Source organism: Bacillus sp. NEAU-CP5 (assembly GCF_026420705.1).
Lineage (GTDB): Bacteria > Bacillota > Bacilli > Bacillales > Bacillaceae > Bacillus > Bacillus velezensis.
This window is the reverse complement of the sequence record NZ_JAPMOV010000001.1, coordinates 879,279-895,041: the sequence shown is the minus strand read 5'-3', so window position 1 is coordinate 895,041 and position 15,763 is coordinate 879,279. Positions and strand designations below refer to the sequence as shown.

Sequence of the window (15,763 nt, the reverse complement as noted above, 5' to 3'; positions counted from 1 at the left end):
GAAAAAGCCGCCTGTCATATCAGGCGGCCTCTTCCGCGTCAATGCAAATATACACCAGCCCGCTTTTCATCCTTTTGCTTAATATAAGCTGCAAGCTCTGACGTCAAATCAGAACGAAGAAACGGGGTGATTAAATAAATTCCGTTAAACAGTTCGCACGCCGTGTCGAGAAGCGATTTGGCGATGGCGAGGCCTTCGGCTTTCTGCTTTCGCTTGTCTTCGCCGGCGAGCGCCATTTTTTCGCGGATGCTGTCTGACAGCTTAATGCCCGGGATTTCATGATGAATGAACTCTGCGTTGCGGCTGCTCGTTAACGGCATGATTCCGATATACACCGGTGTTTTGAGATGCTTCGTTTCATGATGAATGTCAATGAGCTGCTGCTCCGAGTAGACAGGCTGGGACACGAAGTAGTCAGCTCCGCACTCGATTTTTTTCTCCAGCCGTTTTACTGCTTTATCAAGGTGGCGGACATTCGGATTAAATGCTCCGGCTACGGAAAAGTTCGTTTTCTTGCCGAGCGGTTTCCCTGATAAAGAAATGCCCTCGTTGAATTGTTTAATCAGCCTGATCAAGTCAAAGGACGTTAAATCATAGACGGAGGTAGCCCCCGGAAAGTCGCCGATTTTTGAAGGATCGCCCGTGATGGCTAAAATGTCGGTGAGCCCGAGCGTATCCAGCCCCATTAAATGTGACTGAAGGCCGATGATGTTGCGGTCTCTGCATGTAATGTGAACGAGAGAACGGATATCAAGGCGCTCTTTCAGCAATGAACCGCAGGCGGCATTGCTGATCCGCGGTGTCGCCAATGAATTGTCGGCGAGCGTCAGCGCTTCTATGCCGGTTTCTTTTAATTCAGCCGCCGCTTGCATAAATTTTTCAAAATTCAATTTTTTCGGCGGATCAAGCTCCACGATAATTGACCGTTTTTGAGCGGCGATTTCGTTTAAACCCGGCTCGGTCCGTTCGTTGCTGACTGAGATGACTTCTTCTTCCCGTCTGATTTTCACTTCTTTCTCAGTGACGGGGGAAAGGCCGCGAACCGCTTCAGCCATGGCTCTGATATGGTTTGGCGTCGTACCGCAGCAGCCGCCGATAATGCGCGCGCCCTGAGTGCGGAACTGTACGGCGCTCTCCCGGAAATAGGCATCGTCCGTATCATAAACAAGCCGGCCTTCTTCTAAAGACGGAAGGCTGCTGTTCGGATAGACCGATAAATAAGCGTCACGGAAAATCGGCACTTCGGTGAGCGCTTCAATCATGTGGTACGGGCCGAGCCGGCAATTGATTCCCGCTATGTCAGCGCCGAGATCGGCAATGGACCTGAGGGCTTCCCGAAGCGGCGTTCCGTCCTGCAGCACGCCCTGTTCGTGCATGGATACGTTCAGCATAATCGGAAGTTCCGTTTCTTTTCTCGCTATCTTCAGCACTTCGCGGGCCTCTTCTAAATCATAGTATGTTTCCAGAAGCAGACCGTCCGGCTCTTCATGCAGCAATAAATAAAGCTGCTCCCGAAAGCTGCGTTTAATCTCCTCCAGGCTGTAGGCGTTTTTGTTAAAGGTGCGGATGCCGCCCATCGTTCCCAATACATAAGCGCCGTCTGAGGAAGCGCGCGCGATTCTGACCGCCTCCTGATTGATTTTTTTCGTTTCATCCTCAAGTCCGTATCTTGAGAGCTTAATAAAATTCGCGCCGTACGTATTTGTCTGGATGATGTCTGCCCCGGCTTCCACGTAAGCCTTATGTATCCGCTTGATTTCCTCGGGCTTTGATACGTTCAGTTCCTCAAAACATCTGTCAATGCCGTAGGAATAGAGGAGAGTGCCCATCGCGCCGTCACCGATTAAAATCCGTTCTTTTAAGTCTTGTAATAGTCCCATTGTTTGCCTCCTTCGTCACATTCAGCAAGGAAAAAAGAGAAATAAAAAAAGTCTTCTTAAGAAGAAGACTTTGTAATCATTTGTCTCTCTTCTTATCTTCCAAGCTGTTTTTAGCTTGCTGGATTTAGCACCTTGGTCATGGTTTGGGTAAACCACTACACCGGTTGCTGAAGCGTCGTCGGGCCAGTCCCTCGGCTTCTCTTGATAAGAACGTTCATGTAATTGTCATGGGTTTCCAAAACTTAACTGTGAAAATCCCTTTCTCCAAATTTACCGAAAATAGAGACAATAATCAATAGGAATTACATAATTTATCTAAAATTAATAAATTGAACGTCAATCGGCAGGTCTGCTCCGCGGACGGCTGCAATAATCTGCTGCAGATCATCTTTATTTTTTCCGGTGACGCGCACTTGGTCGTCCTGAATCTGCGACTTGACCTTCAAGCCGGAGTTTTTAATCACCGCGTTGATTTTTTTGGCGCTGTCTTTATCAATGCCCTGTACAAGCTTTGCGCGCTGGCGCACCGTGCCTCCCGATGCATTTTCGATTTTGCCGTATTCAATGTTTTTCGTCGGCACGTCCCGTTTGATCAGCTTGCCGCTCAGCACATCTTTGAGCTGATTCAGTTTAAACTCGTCATCAGAAATCAGGACAAGTTCTTCCTTTTCTAAAGTTACATCGCTTTTCGATCCTTTAAAGTCATAGCGCGTGCCGATTTCTTTCAGCGTCATCTGAATCGCATTCTGCACTTCGGGAAATTCAACTTTCGATACAATATCAAAAGAACTTTCTTTTGCCATGAGAAAACCTCCTATAACATTTCACTTATGAGTTGATTATAGTAGAATAAAGAGAAATGTCCAACAGCATAAGGCATGAATTTATGCGTATTGGAAAAAATGAGAAAAACATCAGCCTCATACGGGCGAATCAGGAAGGACGATAACATGAGACCAGGGCAGCAGCTCACGCTTAGTATAGATCACCAAACCGATTTCGGTTATTTTTTAACCGACGGCGAGGATACGGTTCTTTTACATAACAGTGAAATCACAGAGGATATCGAAGACAAAGATGAAGTGGACGTATTTATTTACGTCGATCATCAGGAAAGACTCGCGGCGACGATGAAAAAGCCGCTCATCAGCTTTTATGACTACGGATGGGTGGAAGTGACGGACGCTGTGGAAGATATGGGCGTATTCGTCGACGTCGGTCTGTCAAAAGACGCGCTCGTCGCAACGGAGCACCTGCCTCCGTACAAATCCGTCTGGCCGCAAAAAGGAGACAGACTGTATTGCATGCTGAAGGTGACAAGCCGCGGGCGCATGTTTGCCAAGCCGGCGCCTGAAGATATCATCAGTGAATTATTTACGGATGCAGAGGAAGACGTCATGAATAAAGACCTGACGGGTACGGTGTACAGACTGATCGCATCAGGCTCTTTTCTGATTACCGATGAAGGCATCCGCGCGTTTATTCACCCTTCAGAAAGAAAAGAAGAGCCGAGACTCGGCAGCCGCGTGACAGGGCGTGTCATCGAGGTGAAGGAAGACGGCTCGGTCAACATGTCCCTGCTGCCGAGAAAGCAGGATGCGCTTTCGGTTGACGCGGAAGAAATTCTGACCTATCTGAGATCAAGAAACGGCGCGATGCCATACGGAGACAAAAGTCATCCTGACGATATCCGCGAACGGTTTCATTTAAGCAAAGCCGCCTTTAAGCGGGCGCTCGGGCATCTGATGAAAAACGGCAAGGTCTATCAGGAAGACGGCTGGACATACGAAAAACAATAAATTTTCTGCAAAAACATCGGTGAACCAAAACCGATGTTTTTTATTTTCTCAAAAGCTCCTATGGCCCTCATTTGTTTATCACCCTGCCGAACATACATATTTTATTGAAATAAAATATTCTGACATCCGAACCGATATATAACTATAGAAAAAAACAAAAGGAGAGTTTCAATGAGAAAAATGGCGATATTTGCGGCTGTACTGCTGATTGCGCTCAGCACGGCGGGATGTGCCGGCAAATCTGAGGAAACGGCGGCCGATAAAACGAAAACAATCGGCATCATGCTGACAGACAACGGCCTCGGCGACCAATCATTTAATGATTCAGGCTTTCAAGGTTTGATGAAAGCGAGAGACGAGCTCGGCATCACATTTGACTATCGGGAAATAAAAGATACCGGTACATACGAAAAAGGACTGACACAGCTTGTCCGGGAAGGCAATGATCTTGTGGTGGGGCTCGGTTACAGCATGCAGGCGGATTTAGAAAAGGTCGCCAAAAAATATCCGAAGCAGCGGTTTGTGCTGATTGATTCCGTATCAGACCTGGATAATGTCACCTCCGTCACGTTTAAAGAGGATGAAGGAAGCTTCTTAGCCGGAGCGCTGGCGGCCATGACGAGCAAAACCGGCACGATCGGATTTATCGGCGGTTCAGATGCCGACGTCATTAAACGGTTTAAGAAAGGCTACCTGAAAGGGGCGAAATCAGTCAAACCGAATATCCGCGTGCTGTCGGACATCAGCGGTACGTTTGACGATGATAAGCTCGGGAAGCGCATCGCCCAAAACATGATCCGAAAAAAAGCCGATGTCCTGTTTACGGCGGCCGGCTTCACGGGCGTCGGCGCACTGAAAGAAGCGGAGGCGCAAAAAGTATACGCCATCGGTGTTGACAGCGATCAATATTACACCGCCGAGCACGCCGTTATCTCTTCTTTAGTGAAAAACGTCGACCAAGTCATCTATGAATTGGCGAAAGATTTAAAAGACAACAAGGAGATCAAAAGCGGAGAGATCGTTTACGGACTGAAGGAAAACGGCATGGACTTAGCCAAGATCAGAGTTGTCAAAAACGCAGGCGGGCTGACGAAAAAGATCACGGATATGAAAAACAGCCTGATTGAAAAAGGAGGCGATCTGAAGTGACATTACGGACAAGGCTGCTCGTTAACGCAGCCGTTACGATGATTTGCTTCGCCGCCGTCATCGGCTTTACCATTGTAAACATGATGAAGATTCAGGCTTCAAATGAAGATGAAGTGGACGCGCTGTTAAACGTCCAGGAAGCAAAAGCTGACCTTAATACGTTAAAAGAAAGCATCACCGGCTATTCCTATACGCTCGCAGACGCCCAGAAAGAAGATGTGCGAAGCTATATGAAAAGCAGCTCAGACAAACTGGCGGCGCTCAAAAAAACGATGACGGACGATGCGGACAAAGCCGCTTATGACAAACTCGCCAAAAAATACGAAACATGGCAGGCGGAGGCGGACGCTGCTCTTGATTCGAAAAGCCCGGCTGAAGCGACAAGGACGGCGGCCCGCATCAACGGTCTTCTGAATGATATTTATATGCTGAATCTGAAAAGCCGGGATCATTATGAAGACATGCAGAAGCAGACGGCTGACCAGATTCAGTTTATCGTTTACAGCGCAGCCGTGCTGACCATCGTGATACTTGCCGTCACCGTCATATCTTCCATCAGGCTGACGAAGAGAATTGCAGGGCCGATCCGCCGTATGGCTGAAAATGCCCGTCTTATTGCAGGAGGGAACCTTACTGTTGAAATGCTTGATTATAAAGGGAAGGACGAACTGAAAGAGCTGAATGACTCATTCGGAATGATGGCTGAACAGCTCCGCACCTTAATTCAGGCGATCGGAGAGGTCGGCCGTGAAGTCGAGACTTTCGCGGAAGGTTTGACGAAGGAAAACCAGACGCTGAAGGACATGACCGAGCAGGTGTCCGTGTCGACGGAAGAAATGGCGCAAGGCTCCCAAACCATTTCAGAAGATCTGCAGCATGCGGTGCAATTCATTGAACAAATGGATGAACATTCAAAGGCGAACGCCGAACGTTCAAAACAAACGACGAGAAGCAGTGAAGAGACGATTGCGGCGGTGGCTGCGGGGCGCGGTGCTTTAGCCGAAACCAAGCAAGCCATTGATAAAAGCAATGAGACATCAAAAGAGATTTCCGAAGCCGCCGGTCTCTTCATAGAGCATGCGGCAGGAATCAGTATGATGGCGCAGACCGTTTCTGACATTGCGGGCCAGACCAATCTGCTGTCATTAAACGCCGCAATCGAGGCGGCCAGAGCAGGCGAGGCTGGAAAAGGATTTGCCGTCGTTGCCGAGGAGATACGGAAGCTCGCAGACGGATCAGCCAAAGCGACCGCGCAGATTTTCGATATGGTAAAGCAAATTGAAGACGGCATCACATCTATTACCGGAGCTGTCACGACCGGCGTCGCTTTAGCGGACAGACAGCAGGAGCTGATGGAGAAAACATCAGAATCATTCGCCCATATTGAACAAAAAGCCGCCCATATTAAAGCGGAGCTTACTCAATTGGACGGACGGATCATCGAATCGAAACAGCTTGGTGAGCAAGTGCTGCATCATGCCGAGAGCATCAGCGCCGTCGTTCAGGAAACGGCTGCGGGAAGCGAAGAGATTTCTGCCTCCGCGCTTGAGCAGCTGTCTTCTTTTCATAAAATGGCGGAAAGCGTCAATAATCTGGTGAGTCTGACAGAGCGGTTAAACGATCAGGTCCGCCGGTTTACTTTGTAACGGGCTTTTGCCCCGCCCCTGATTTTTGCAGCCTGACATGAGTAACTTCTGAATGAAACACAAATACTGAATATACATGTGTTTATATTTATTCTTTTTCGTGAAAGGTGAAAAAAGAAGGGAGGAATCGGGATGGATGAACAAATTCCGCAGGAAAAGGGTCTTGATAATAGTCTGGCTTTATTACGCGATGGTTATGTATTTGTGAAAAACCGAGCGGAGAATTATCGCTCAGATGTGTTTCGCGCCCGTTTATTAGGGAAGACATTCATTTGTATGAGCGGAGCGGAAGCCGCAAAGCTTTTTTATGACACAGAACGATTTCAGCGGCAGCAGGCCCTCCCCAAACGGGTGCAGAAAACGTTATTCGGAACAGGGGCAATCCAGGCAATGGACGGTGAACGGCATAAGCACAGGAAGCTTCTATTTATGTCACTGATGACGCCGCCCCGGCAAAAACGGCTTGCGGAAGCGGTGGCAAAACAGTGGAAAGCATCTGCGGAAATGTGGGAGGGTTCAAACCGAATTGTCCTTTTTGATGAAGCGAAGAAAGTGCTGTGCCGGGCTGCCTGTGAGTGGGCCGGCGTCCCGCTGAAAGACTCAGAAGTGAAAGAGCGGGCGGAGGATTTCACCGATATGGTAGACGCATTCGGCGCTGTCGGACCGCGTCATTGGAAAGGCAGAAGGGCGAGGCTGAAAACGGAGAAATGGATAGAGGAGGTCATTGAGGATGTGCGGTCCGGCAAGCTGCAAACGCCGGAGGGCTCAGCCTTGTATGAAATGGCTTTTCATACAGAACTTGACGGGAACAGACTTAATTCTCACATGGCTGCTGTTGAGCTTATTAATGTTCTGCGCCCGATTGCCGCCATTTCTTACTTCATTACGTTTTCAGCTCTTGCATTGCATGATTACCCTGAATATCGGGGCAAACTGAGATCGAGAGATGATCAGGAGGCCGAAAGATTTGCACATGAAGTTCGGAGGTATTACCCGTTTGCCCCGTTTTTAGGAGCCGTTGTGAAAAAAGATTTCGTATGGAAGAACTGTGAGTTTAAAAAGGGTGCCTCCGTCATGCTTGACCTATATGGGACAAACCATGATTCCCGGCTTTGGGAGAATCCGAATGAATTTCACCCGGAACGTTTTCAGGGGCGGGAGGAAAATAAATTTGATTTCATTCCCCAGGGCGGAGGTGATCCGGCTAACGGCCACCGCTGTCCGGGTGAGGGAATAACCGTGGAAGTCATGAAAACTTCCCTTGCGTTTCTTGCTAATGAAATAGAGTACGATGTTCCGTCCCAAGATTTGAGCTTCAGCCTGTCCAGAATGCCGGCATTGCCTGAAAGCGGATTTGTGATAAGTGATGTTAGACACATATAGAACAAAAAACAGCCCTCTATCTTCATACACAAGAGGGCTGTTTTGCTTTTACAGATGGTCCGGTTTTTTGGAATTCTGGTTTTTTCCCGCCTGCCGGTTTTTTTCGGCAAGCCGGTTCTTTTTCTGATTTACGGCGTTATTGTCCAACGGTTTTTTGTCATCATCTTTCATGCGGCAAAGCCTCCCTTCTGTCCGTTAGGATGCCCGCCCGCATTGAAATTATGGCTTCAGGAAAAAAATCGCGAGCGTACCCGGCCCGGAGTGCGCGCCGATCGCAGAGCCGATTGAATGAAGAATGATCTCTTTCGGATGGAACGCTTCTTCAATCATTTCCTTCATCCGAAGCGCCGTCTCCTCGTTATCTGCGTAGCTGATCCCCACGGTTTGATCCGCCCAATCGCCGCCTTCTTCCTTCATCATTTCTATAATCCGTTTAAACAGTTTCTTTTGTCCGCGCAATTTTTCGAGCGGCACGAGCCTGCCGTCATCCACATGCAGAATCGGTTTGATGTTCAAAAGCCCCCCGACAAAAGCGGACGTTTTTGAAATTCTGCCGCCCCGCGCGAGATAAGCGACATCATCGACCGTAAATATATGTTTCATCCGTGCGCAAAAGCTCTTTACAGACGTTTCGATTTCTTGTATTGTATTCCCGTTAACACAGAGTGTTTGCGCGTGCATCACCGCGAGGCCGCAGCCCAATGAAGCGCATTTGGAATCTACAATCCGTAAATCAAAATCGGGAAATTCCTCTTTTACTTCATTGGCGATCATTACGGCCGTCTGATAGGTGCCGGAAAGACCTGAGGAAAAGGCGATGTATATCGCCGGTTCTCCCAGTTCCGCGTATTGTAAAAATACTTTTTTTATCGTATCCGGTGATGCCTGGGATGTTTTCGGAACTTTCCCGTCCCGCATCGCTTGAAAGATATGATCCGCCTGAATGGTGACCGTGTCCTCATATTCGTTTCCGTCAAGTGTTACGTGCAGCGGAATGAACCCGATCCGGTTTTCTTCAATATAAGATTTCGGCAGGTCAGAGGCGCTGTCAGCAATAAGGTGAACTGTCATCATAATTCCCTTCTTTCCGATTGGTGAGAGTGATGCCAACTATATCATATAAATGTGGCAAAATAGTGTTCAAAACTTTGTTTTAAGGGAAAAGCTAATAATGAAAATGAGCGGAGGAGCAAGCCATGGTACTAGAACAAGCAAAAAAATTAGCAATCGTCGTCATCGGCGCGTTTCTGTATGCGGCGGGACTGAATTTATTCCTGATACCGGCGAATGTATATGCCAGCGGTTTTACCGGTGTCGCCCAGCTGCTGTCAAGCGTCGTTGATCAATACGCCCCCTTTTATATTTCGACAGGAGTTCTCATGTTCCTCTTAAACATTCCCATCGGTGTGTTAGGGTGGCTGAAAGTCGGCAGATCATTCACCGTTTACAGCATATTAAGCGTAGCGATGACGTCCGTCTTTATGGGAATTCTCCCAGAAATGAGACTGTCGCACGATATTCTTCTGAATACCGTATTCGGAGGAGTCATCTCAGCTATCGGCATCGGTTTAACGCTGAAATTCGGCGCTTCGACAGGCGGCCTTGATATCGTGTCGATGGTGCTGGCCAAATGGAAGGATAAACCGGTCGGCACATATTTCTTCATTTTGAACGGGATTATCATTTTGACGGCAGGATTATTGCAAGGATGGGAGAAAGCATTATATACCCTTGTCGCTCTGTATGTCACAACAAGGGTGATTGACGCCATTCACACCCGCCACATGAAACTGACCGCCATGATCGTTACAAAAAAAGCCGATGAAATCAAAGAAGCGATTTACGGGAAAATGGTCCGCGGCATTACGACGGTGCCGGCAAAAGGCGCTTACACAAACGAACAGAAAGAAATGATGATCATCGTCATTACGCGGTACGAATTGTATGACCTTGAGAAAATCGTGAAAGAAGTCGACCCGAAAGCCTTCACAAACATCGTGCAAACGACGGGGATCTTTGGTTTCTTCAGGAAAGACTGATAGGAGCGGATAGAATGAAGTGGCTGTTTGGCCTGTTATTACCGGTCATTTTACTGATCGGATGCAGCAGTCAATCCGGGCAGAAGGAGCCCGCTGAGGAGGTATCCGGAGAGATGAATGAACAGCAAGCGGAATTAGCCGTAAACCCTGTGCAGACGGATCAGCAGATCGAATTTCAAATGTCTTTAAAAAACAAAAGCGAAAGCCCGATCGATTTCACATTCAGCTCAGGGCAGAAATTCGAATTGACCGTACATGACCAACATCACAAAGAACTGTACCGCTATTCAAAAGACAAAATGTTTACTCAGGCGTTTCAGACCGTGACCTTAATGCCGAATGAAACGTATGACTTTTCAGATGTGTGGAAAAACGTGCCCGGTCCGGGAACATACACGGTGACGGTGACGTTTTTAGGGAAGTCCGATCAGATCGGAAAAAGGCTGAAAACGGTAAAAACATTTGAAGTAAAATAAAAAAGCGGCGCCCTCGTCTAAACGGGGCGCCTTTTTTTATTGCAATTTCTCCAGCTGATCCTGAAATTGGTGCAGCTGCTGACGTTCTGCATCTGTCGAATTGGCGTACGCGGAAGATACGGCATTTTTGGCGCGTGAGACAGCTTTTTCCTGATCGCCGTCTTCGAAACCGTTAGCAATCATGACGGCCTGCTGGACAAATGACTTGGCTTGAGAAAACAGTTCGTTTCTCATTAAAAGTCAACCTGCCTTTCAGCCGAATCTTTTGCTGCATCATGCTGTGCTTCCTCTAATGTAGACCGATATGGAAATCTTGCGTCATGAAGACTGACAGAGTCCTTGCCTTGCTGAATAAACCGTTTTGATTTGTTTCGTTTACCCATTGCAATGTCCCCCTTCCATATTTAGACGAGATGAGTCGTCTGTTTTAGTATGGGCGGAAGGCTTTGTGTTATGAGCGGCAAAACCTCACAGGGAGAAATAGGATTTTAAAAATTCGGCGATTCCGTCCGCTTCATTTGATCCCGTGACGCGATCGGCGGCCTGTTTGACTTCATCCGTGCCATTTCCCATCGCTACGCCGCACCCGGCAAATCGGAGCATTTCAAGATCGTTGTCTTCGTCGCCGAACGCGATGATCCGTTCTCTCGGCACTTGGTAATAGTCGCTGATTTTCTTCAGGCCGACCGCTTTATTCATCCCGTGTTTAATAATTTCAATCACATGCCAAGGAGCCGCCCATCTTCTGTGGTCAATGACCTCGGCGTGCACATCGGATAAATGCGCGCGTATGTCCGCGACGTCCTCTTCCTTCGCGTGAATCAATACGGACGTCACATCCTCTTGGACCGTTTCGCGCAGATCGCCGAATGTGACATTCGCCGTATTCATATGAAACGCCTCAATTAAATGCTCATCATGATAATGGAAGTACACATCATCAATGATCTCAGCGAGCACATTATGTATTTGATAGGTCTCTGTAAGTTCGGCAAGCTGTCTGACCACATCGACAGATAAAGACGTGTGGTAGCGTCCCCATGACTCGTCTTTCGGGTGGTGGACAAACGCCCCGTTAAAATTGACAATCGGCGTTGTCAGCCCGAGCTCGTCATAATACATCGAACTGGAACGGAACGGGCGGCCGGTTGAGATGCAGACATGATGACCCGCTTCTTTCAGCGTCTGAATCGTCCGTGCCGTTTCAGGGGAAATGGTTTTATCATCTTTTAATAAAGTTCCATCCAGATCTAAGGCGATGAGGTAAGGTTTTGTCTCCATAAATAACTCCTTTTGTCATATAATTTGCTGTTTTTCTCTTATGTACAGTGTAGCTTTTTACCATCTTTATTGTCTACATGTTACACTTATGATTATGGTTATCCTAAGGAGGGAGTCAACGTGATTCTTATTGATCATCAAACCGTATCAGGCATTCCGTTTTTACATATTGTAAAAGAAGAAAATCGGGACCGTCCCGCTCCCCTTGTTTTCTTTATTCACGGTTTTACAAGCGCGAAGGAGCATAATCTTCATTTCGCTTACCTGCTTGCTGAAAAGGGTTTCAGAGCCGTGCTGCCGGAAGCTCTTTACCACGGTGAACGCGCTGAACAGCTGTCAGCAGAAGAGCTCGCCGTCCATTTTTGGGACATTGTATTAAATGAAATCGAGGAGCTTGACGTGCTGAAAAAGGATTTTGAAGCGCGCGGCCTGATTGAAGACGGGCGGATCGGTCTTGCGGGCACGTCAATGGGCGGAATTACGACATTCGGCGCGATGGCCGCGTATGATTGGGTCAAAGCCGGCGTCAGCCTGATGGGAAGCCCGAACTATACGGCGTTTTTTCAGCAGCAGATTGACCACATTCAAAAGCAGGACATCGACATTGACGTCACAAAAGAACAGGTCGATGAACTGTTTGCGCGGCTCAAACCGTTTGATCTCAGTCTGGAACCGGAAAAACTCCGGAGCCGCCCGCTGCTGTTCTGGCACGGCGTTCAAGACAAAGTCGTTCCGTATGCACCGACCCGCGGCTTTTATGAAACGATTAAACCTCATTACAGCAGCCGGCCTGACCATCTTCAGTTTCTGAAAGACGAACGGGCTGACCATAAAGTCCCGAGATACGCCGTTTTAGAAACCGTCGCCTGGTTCGATAAGCATTTATAAAGCACAAAGGTGTTAACAAAACCCGCTTTTACGTTATACTGAGGAAAAAGGAGTGATGGAACGTGGAAGAAGCATTAAAAGAAAACATCATGGGCGCCTTGGAGCAGGTTGTTGACCCTGAGCTCGGCGTCGATATCGTCAATCTCGGCCTTGTATACGACGTTGATATGGATGACGACGGCCTGACGCACGTTACGATGACACTGACATCAATGGGGTGCCCGCTCGCTCCGATCATCGTCGACGAGGTGAAAAAAGCGCTCGCCGACATTCCGGATGTAAAAGAGACGGAGGTCCACATCGTCTGGAATCCGCCGTGGACGAGAGACAAAATGTCACGCTATGCAAAAATCGCATTAGGGATTCAGTAATAAGAAAATGCACCTCGGATTTTAGGTACATCCTAAAGTTTGGAGGTGCTTTTCTTTTGTCTGCATATTTGTTTTGGATCGCAAACAAACCTTTATATATAAAATTTCATATGAGGTTTATCTTTTTTGTAATAGGACAGTCTGTCTTGGAGTGTACCTGTGTGGAATTCAAATTTATGTCCATCGGGATCAGTAAAATAAATTGACTTTTGATCTTGTTTATCTCTTGGACGTCCATTTAATATATTTACATTTAGATTTTTTAGCCGTTGATGTATTGCATCAAAATCTTTTAGGTCAATTGTAAAGGCCATATGTGTGTAGGATTTATGTATTTCATTTCTTGGTATATCCGCCTCTAAGTTAAGTGCAAGCCAAAGCCCGTTCAAATCAAAATATGCTGTCTTTTGCCCTTTAATCAGGAGTTGTGCATGAAATACTTTCTCATAAAATTCTATTGATTTTTCCAAATTTGAAACAGAAAAAAGAAGATGATTGATCCCTTTTATGTTCATTTTCCCCACCTCATTTAACATCTTTGTTTTAAACAACCCCTTTGGTAATACATCTGCATATATATCGATTATATACTGACCAAAAAATCATTTTAAGGATTTCTGTGTATTTTTATGCCGTGTGTTTTACGGTATCGGGTTAAAAAGGAAAAAAACGGACGTGAGGCATGATATAATAGACCGGCTGCATGCGAGGGAGGAATCCATGAAGAAAAAATTACTTCTCATTATCCTTAGCATTCTTGTTTATACGGCGCTGTTCGCTGTTTCCGCTTTTCACAAAGAGCCGGTGCAGCAGGCAGGGACAATGACGGATGTCAGCCGTCTCATGCCCGTGAAAATTAAGCAGACGGTCAAAGGAAAAGAGAAAGAAACATTGGTCGAAACCATTAAGGAAGCAAAGAGAAAGCATCTGAAGATCTCAATCGCAGGCGCCCAGCACTCAATGGGCGGCCAGACGTATTATGAAGACGGTATCGTTCTCGACATGACGGGCTACAACAAAATACTCGGTCTCGACCGAAAGAAAAAAATCATCAGGGTGCAGGCGGGAGCGACGTGGAATGATATTCAGCGCTATGTCAATCCGTACGGGCTCGCGGTAAAAGTCATGCAATCGCAAAACATTTTTACGATCGGCGGCTCACTGAGCGCCAACGCCCACGGCCGGGATATCCGGTACGGTTCGCTGATTGATACGGTCAAATCGTTTCATCTTTTAAAGGCGGACGGCAAAGTCATCACCGTTACTCCGAAAGATGACCTGTTTTCAGCCGTCATCGGCGGCTACGGCCTGTTCGGCGTCATCCTGGACGCGGATATTGAGCTGACGGATGATGAGCTTTATGAAATGAAAACGAAACGCATGAACGCTGATACATACAGTCAATATTTTGCGCAGCATGTTCGGCGCAACCCCGCCGTGCGCATGCATCTCGCGCGGATCGCAACAGGGGATAAAGGCTTTTTGCACGATATGTATGTGACTGATTACACACTCTCAGACAATCAGAAAGAATTAAAGCGGCACAATGAACTGAAAGAAGATGAGCATCCGGCGCTGACGAAATTCGCGCTCGGCCTCTCCCGCCGGTATGACTGGGGAAGAAATTGGTTCTGGTCAACCCAGCAGTCTTATTTTCTCAGACAAAACGGTGTGAAAGTCTCCAGGAACAATGTCATGCGGTCAGAATCGAAATTTTTGGAATATGAAAACACGGACAACACCGATGTGCTGCAAGAATACTTCGTGCCCGTCGGCGAATTTGCGCCGTACATTCATGATTTACGCAAGACGCTGTCACATGAAGATCTCAACCTCGTAAATATTACGATCCGCTACGTGCAAAAAAATGAAAAAGCCGATCTGTCATACGCAAAGGAAGACATGTTTTCACTCGTTCTTTTAATCAATGAAGGGTTTTCAACAGACAGCCAGGCGAGTGCGGCGCGGATTGTCAGAAAAATGACGGATACGGCATTGCGCCACCGCGGCAGTTATTATCTCCCGTATATGCTGTATCAAACGAAAGAGCAGATGCGTGAGGCATATCCGAAAAGCGATATGTTCTTTCAGAAAAAACACAAATATGATCCGGATGACTTGTTTATGAATTATTTTTATCAGAGGTACAAATCATGAAACACAACCATTTAAAATGGCTGATCCTGTCACAGAGCAGTGTCTTTTTTGCCGGCAGCCTGATCTTTCCGTTTTATATTTTATTTATTAAAAACATCGGTTCCAGCTACACGCAATTCGGTCTCTCATACGGCTTGTTCGGCTTGAGCGGCGCATTGATTCATCCGCTGCTCGGCCGGCTGTCGGCAAGACTGGATTCCCGCTGGTTCCTTATGGCAAATTCGTGGGGGATGGCGGTGCTTCTTCTGACGCTCCCGCACATTACCGGCGTGCACCAGGTTTATGTTGTGCAGGTGCTTTTGGGCCTGTTCGGCGCGATGCAAAAACACGGCGAGAAAATCATGATCGCCGATTACACCGACGGCGGGGAGCGGGGAAAAAAAGTCGGCAGCTATCATTTCTGGACGGCCGTATTTTCAGCTGCCGCCATTATTCTCGGCGGGTTTCTCGCTGATTTCTTTACGGTTTATATTATCTTTTACGCCAGCTCCGTGCTGTTTTTTATAAGCGGGCTGATGATGCTGAAAAAAACAGGCTGATCCGATCAGCCTGTTTTTCTTATGCCCCCCCTCGATCGAGAGGGGGTTTTTTGTCAGCGAAAACAGATGGAAAATGAATGAAAAAATATTAAATATACAATTGAATTAATTTTTATTCATGTTATAATGTTAAATAATTTCACAAAAACCAAGAA

The 15,763-nt window shown here is 47.2% G+C and carries 18 protein-coding genes and 1 riboswitch; of the genes, 10 read left to right on the top strand and 8 right to left on the bottom strand.

Features of this window, described 5'->3' with window-relative positions:
• Positions 1-38: 38 nt before the first annotated feature.
• Positions 39-1,880 carry a bifunctional homocysteine S-methyltransferase/methylenetetrahydrofolate reductase gene (locus OTK50_RS03895; protein WP_045207098.1) on the bottom strand — a complete coding sequence of 614 codons (1,842 nt, stop codon included), beginning with the start codon at positions 1,878-1,880 and terminating at the stop codon, positions 39-41.
• 89 nt (positions 1,881-1,969) lie between these two features.
• Positions 1,970-2,091: riboswitch (SAM riboswitch) on the bottom strand.
• Between the two features lie 100 nt (positions 2,092-2,191).
• Entirely contained in the window at positions 2,192-2,683 is a 492-nt protein-coding gene (locus tag OTK50_RS03890) for a YajQ family cyclic di-GMP-binding protein (RefSeq protein WP_003155112.1), read from the bottom strand.
• 99 nt (positions 2,684-2,782) lie between these two features.
• Between OTK50_RS03890 and OTK50_RS03885 the strand changes: the two genes are divergently transcribed.
• The 4 genes from OTK50_RS03885 (at position 2,783) to OTK50_RS03870 (ending at position 7,857) form a co-directional block, all read left to right on the top strand.
• Positions 2,783-3,679 (top strand): S1 RNA-binding domain-containing protein, encoded by an 897-nt coding sequence (locus OTK50_RS03885; RefSeq protein WP_170919537.1) that lies wholly within the window; start codon positions 2,783-2,785, stop codon positions 3,677-3,679.
• Positions 3,680-3,850: 171 nt separating this feature from the next.
• Positions 3,851-4,828 carry a BMP family lipoprotein gene (locus OTK50_RS03880; RefSeq protein WP_224224168.1) on the top strand — a complete coding sequence of 326 codons (978 nt, stop codon included), beginning with the start codon at positions 3,851-3,853 and terminating at the stop codon, positions 4,826-4,828.
• Positions 4,825-6,474 (top strand): methyl-accepting chemotaxis protein, encoded by a 1,650-nt coding sequence (locus OTK50_RS03875; protein ID WP_224224169.1) that lies wholly within the window; start codon positions 4,825-4,827, stop codon positions 6,472-6,474. Before OTK50_RS03880 ends, OTK50_RS03875 begins: the two co-directional genes overlap by 4 nt.
• 132 nt (positions 6,475-6,606) lie before the next feature.
• Entirely contained in the window at positions 6,607-7,857 is a 1,251-nt protein-coding gene (locus tag OTK50_RS03870) for a cytochrome P450 (RefSeq protein ID WP_088462304.1), read from the top strand.
• Between the two features lie 48 nt (positions 7,858-7,905).
• Here the strand turns inward: OTK50_RS03870 and OTK50_RS03865 are convergent, their stop codons facing one another.
• Together OTK50_RS03865 and OTK50_RS03860 are read right to left on the bottom strand one after the other, a co-directional pair.
• Positions 7,906-8,028 carry a hypothetical protein gene (locus OTK50_RS03865; protein ID WP_003155105.1) on the bottom strand — a complete coding sequence of 41 codons (123 nt, stop codon included), beginning with the start codon at positions 8,026-8,028 and terminating at the stop codon, positions 7,906-7,908.
• A 48-nt stretch (positions 8,029-8,076) separates the two neighbouring features.
• A complete protein-coding gene (locus tag OTK50_RS03860; protein WP_029325952.1) occupies positions 8,077-8,928 on the bottom strand; it encodes a DegV family protein in 852 nt (283 codons plus the stop codon).
• 125 nt (positions 8,929-9,053) lie between these two features.
• On the opposite strand from OTK50_RS03860, the gene OTK50_RS03855 reads away from it, so the two are divergent.
• Positions 9,054-9,896: a YitT family protein gene (locus tag OTK50_RS03855; protein ID WP_007610547.1), complete on the top strand. Its 843-nt coding sequence runs from the start codon at positions 9,054-9,056 to the stop codon at positions 9,894-9,896.
• Positions 9,897-9,910: 14 nt separating this feature from the next.
• Positions 9,911-10,372 carry a BsuPI-related putative proteinase inhibitor gene (locus tag OTK50_RS03850; RefSeq protein ID WP_003155099.1) on the top strand — a complete coding sequence of 154 codons (462 nt, stop codon included), beginning with the start codon at positions 9,911-9,913 and terminating at the stop codon, positions 10,370-10,372.
• A gap of 36 nt (positions 10,373-10,408) precedes the next feature.
• Here OTK50_RS03850 and OTK50_RS03845 read toward each other — a convergent pair whose 3' ends face one another.
• The 3 genes from OTK50_RS03845 to OTK50_RS03835 all read right to left on the bottom strand — a co-directional run bounded on the left by OTK50_RS03845 (position 10,409) and on the right by OTK50_RS03835 (position 11,653).
• Positions 10,409-10,606 carry a DUF3813 domain-containing protein gene (locus tag OTK50_RS03845; protein WP_003155097.1) on the bottom strand — a complete coding sequence of 66 codons (198 nt, stop codon included), beginning with the start codon at positions 10,604-10,606 and terminating at the stop codon, positions 10,409-10,411.
• Positions 10,606-10,755, bottom strand: a complete 150-nt coding sequence (locus OTK50_RS03840) for a hypothetical protein (RefSeq protein WP_003155094.1) — start codon at positions 10,753-10,755, stop codon at positions 10,606-10,608. The genes OTK50_RS03845 and OTK50_RS03840 overlap by 1 nt, the downstream gene beginning before the upstream one ends.
• A gap of 85 nt (positions 10,756-10,840) precedes the next feature.
• The gene (locus OTK50_RS03835; protein ID WP_007610550.1) at positions 10,841-11,653 is read right to left on the bottom strand and encodes a Cof-type HAD-IIB family hydrolase; all 813 of its coding nucleotides are present in this window, start codon (positions 11,651-11,653) and stop codon (positions 10,841-10,843) included.
• A gap of 120 nt (positions 11,654-11,773) precedes the next feature.
• On the opposite strand from OTK50_RS03835, the gene OTK50_RS03830 reads away from it, so the two are divergent.
• Entirely contained in the window at positions 11,774-12,541 is a 768-nt protein-coding gene (locus OTK50_RS03830; RefSeq protein ID WP_007409140.1) for a prolyl oligopeptidase family serine peptidase, read from the top strand.
• A 62-nt stretch (positions 12,542-12,603) separates the two neighbouring features.
• On the top strand, positions 12,604-12,912 hold the full coding sequence (locus OTK50_RS03825) for a metal-sulfur cluster assembly factor (protein ID WP_003155088.1): 309 nt from the start codon (positions 12,604-12,606) through the stop codon (positions 12,910-12,912).
• Positions 12,913-13,004: 92 nt separating this feature from the next.
• Here OTK50_RS03825 and fosB read toward each other — a convergent pair whose 3' ends face one another.
• Positions 13,005-13,427 carry a metallothiol transferase FosB gene (gene fosB, locus OTK50_RS03820; RefSeq protein WP_130571258.1) on the bottom strand — a complete coding sequence of 141 codons (423 nt, stop codon included), beginning with the start codon at positions 13,425-13,427 and terminating at the stop codon, positions 13,005-13,007.
• Between the two features lie 205 nt (positions 13,428-13,632).
• On the opposite strand from fosB, the gene OTK50_RS03815 reads away from it, so the two are divergent.
• Both OTK50_RS03815 and OTK50_RS03810 read left to right on the top strand, forming a co-directional pair.
• The gene (locus OTK50_RS03815) at positions 13,633-15,069 is read left to right on the top strand and encodes an FAD-binding oxidoreductase (protein WP_216062198.1); all 1,437 of its coding nucleotides are present in this window, start codon (positions 13,633-13,635) and stop codon (positions 15,067-15,069) included.
• On the top strand, positions 15,066-15,608 hold the full coding sequence (locus OTK50_RS03810; protein WP_012117271.1) for an MFS transporter: 543 nt from the start codon (positions 15,066-15,068) through the stop codon (positions 15,606-15,608). The genes OTK50_RS03815 and OTK50_RS03810 overlap by 4 nt, the downstream gene beginning before the upstream one ends.
• The last annotated feature ends 155 nt before the right edge of the window (positions 15,609-15,763 follow it).

Excerpts from the sequence above, each read along its gene's own strand:
- OTK50_RS03890 (WP_003155112.1), bottom strand. The coding sequence starts at position 2,683 with ATGGCAAAAGAAAGTTCTTTTGATATTGTATCGAAAGTTGAATTTCCC.
- OTK50_RS03885 (WP_170919537.1), top strand. The coding sequence starts at position 2,783 with ATGAGAAAAACATCAGCCTCATACGGGCGAATCAGGAAGGACGATAAC.
- OTK50_RS03895 (WP_045207098.1), bottom strand. The coding sequence starts at position 1,880 with ATGGGACTATTACAAGACTTAAAAGAACGGATTTTAATCGGTGACGGC.
- OTK50_RS03840 (WP_003155094.1), bottom strand. The coding sequence starts at position 10,755 with ATGGGTAAACGAAACAAATCAAAACGGTTTATTCAGCAAGGCAAGGAC.
- OTK50_RS03860 (WP_029325952.1), bottom strand. The coding sequence starts at position 8,928 with ATGACAGTTCACCTTATTGCTGACAGCGCCTCTGACCTGCCGAAATCT.
- OTK50_RS03845 (WP_003155097.1), bottom strand. The coding sequence starts at position 10,606 with ATGAGAAACGAACTGTTTTCTCAAGCCAAGTCATTTGTCCAGCAGGCC.
- OTK50_RS03870 (WP_088462304.1), top strand. The coding sequence starts at position 6,607 with ATGGATGAACAAATTCCGCAGGAAAAGGGTCTTGATAATAGTCTGGCT.
- OTK50_RS03815 (WP_216062198.1), top strand. The coding sequence starts at position 13,633 with ATGAAGAAAAAATTACTTCTCATTATCCTTAGCATTCTTGTTTATACG.
- OTK50_RS03850 (WP_003155099.1), top strand. The coding sequence starts at position 9,911 with ATGAAGTGGCTGTTTGGCCTGTTATTACCGGTCATTTTACTGATCGGA.
- OTK50_RS03835 (WP_007610550.1), bottom strand. The coding sequence starts at position 11,653 with ATGGAGACAAAACCTTACCTCATCGCCTTAGATCTGGATGGAACTTTA.
- OTK50_RS03865 (WP_003155105.1), bottom strand. The coding sequence starts at position 8,028 with ATGAAAGATGATGACAAAAAACCGTTGGACAATAACGCCGTAAATCAG.
- OTK50_RS03855 (WP_007610547.1), top strand. The coding sequence starts at position 9,054 with ATGGTACTAGAACAAGCAAAAAAATTAGCAATCGTCGTCATCGGCGCG.
- OTK50_RS03880 (WP_224224168.1), top strand. The coding sequence starts at position 3,851 with ATGAGAAAAATGGCGATATTTGCGGCTGTACTGCTGATTGCGCTCAGC.
- fosB (WP_130571258.1), bottom strand. The coding sequence starts at position 13,427 with ATGAACATAAAAGGGATCAATCATCTTCTTTTTTCTGTTTCAAATTTG.
- OTK50_RS03810 (WP_012117271.1), top strand. The coding sequence starts at position 15,066 with ATGAAACACAACCATTTAAAATGGCTGATCCTGTCACAGAGCAGTGTC.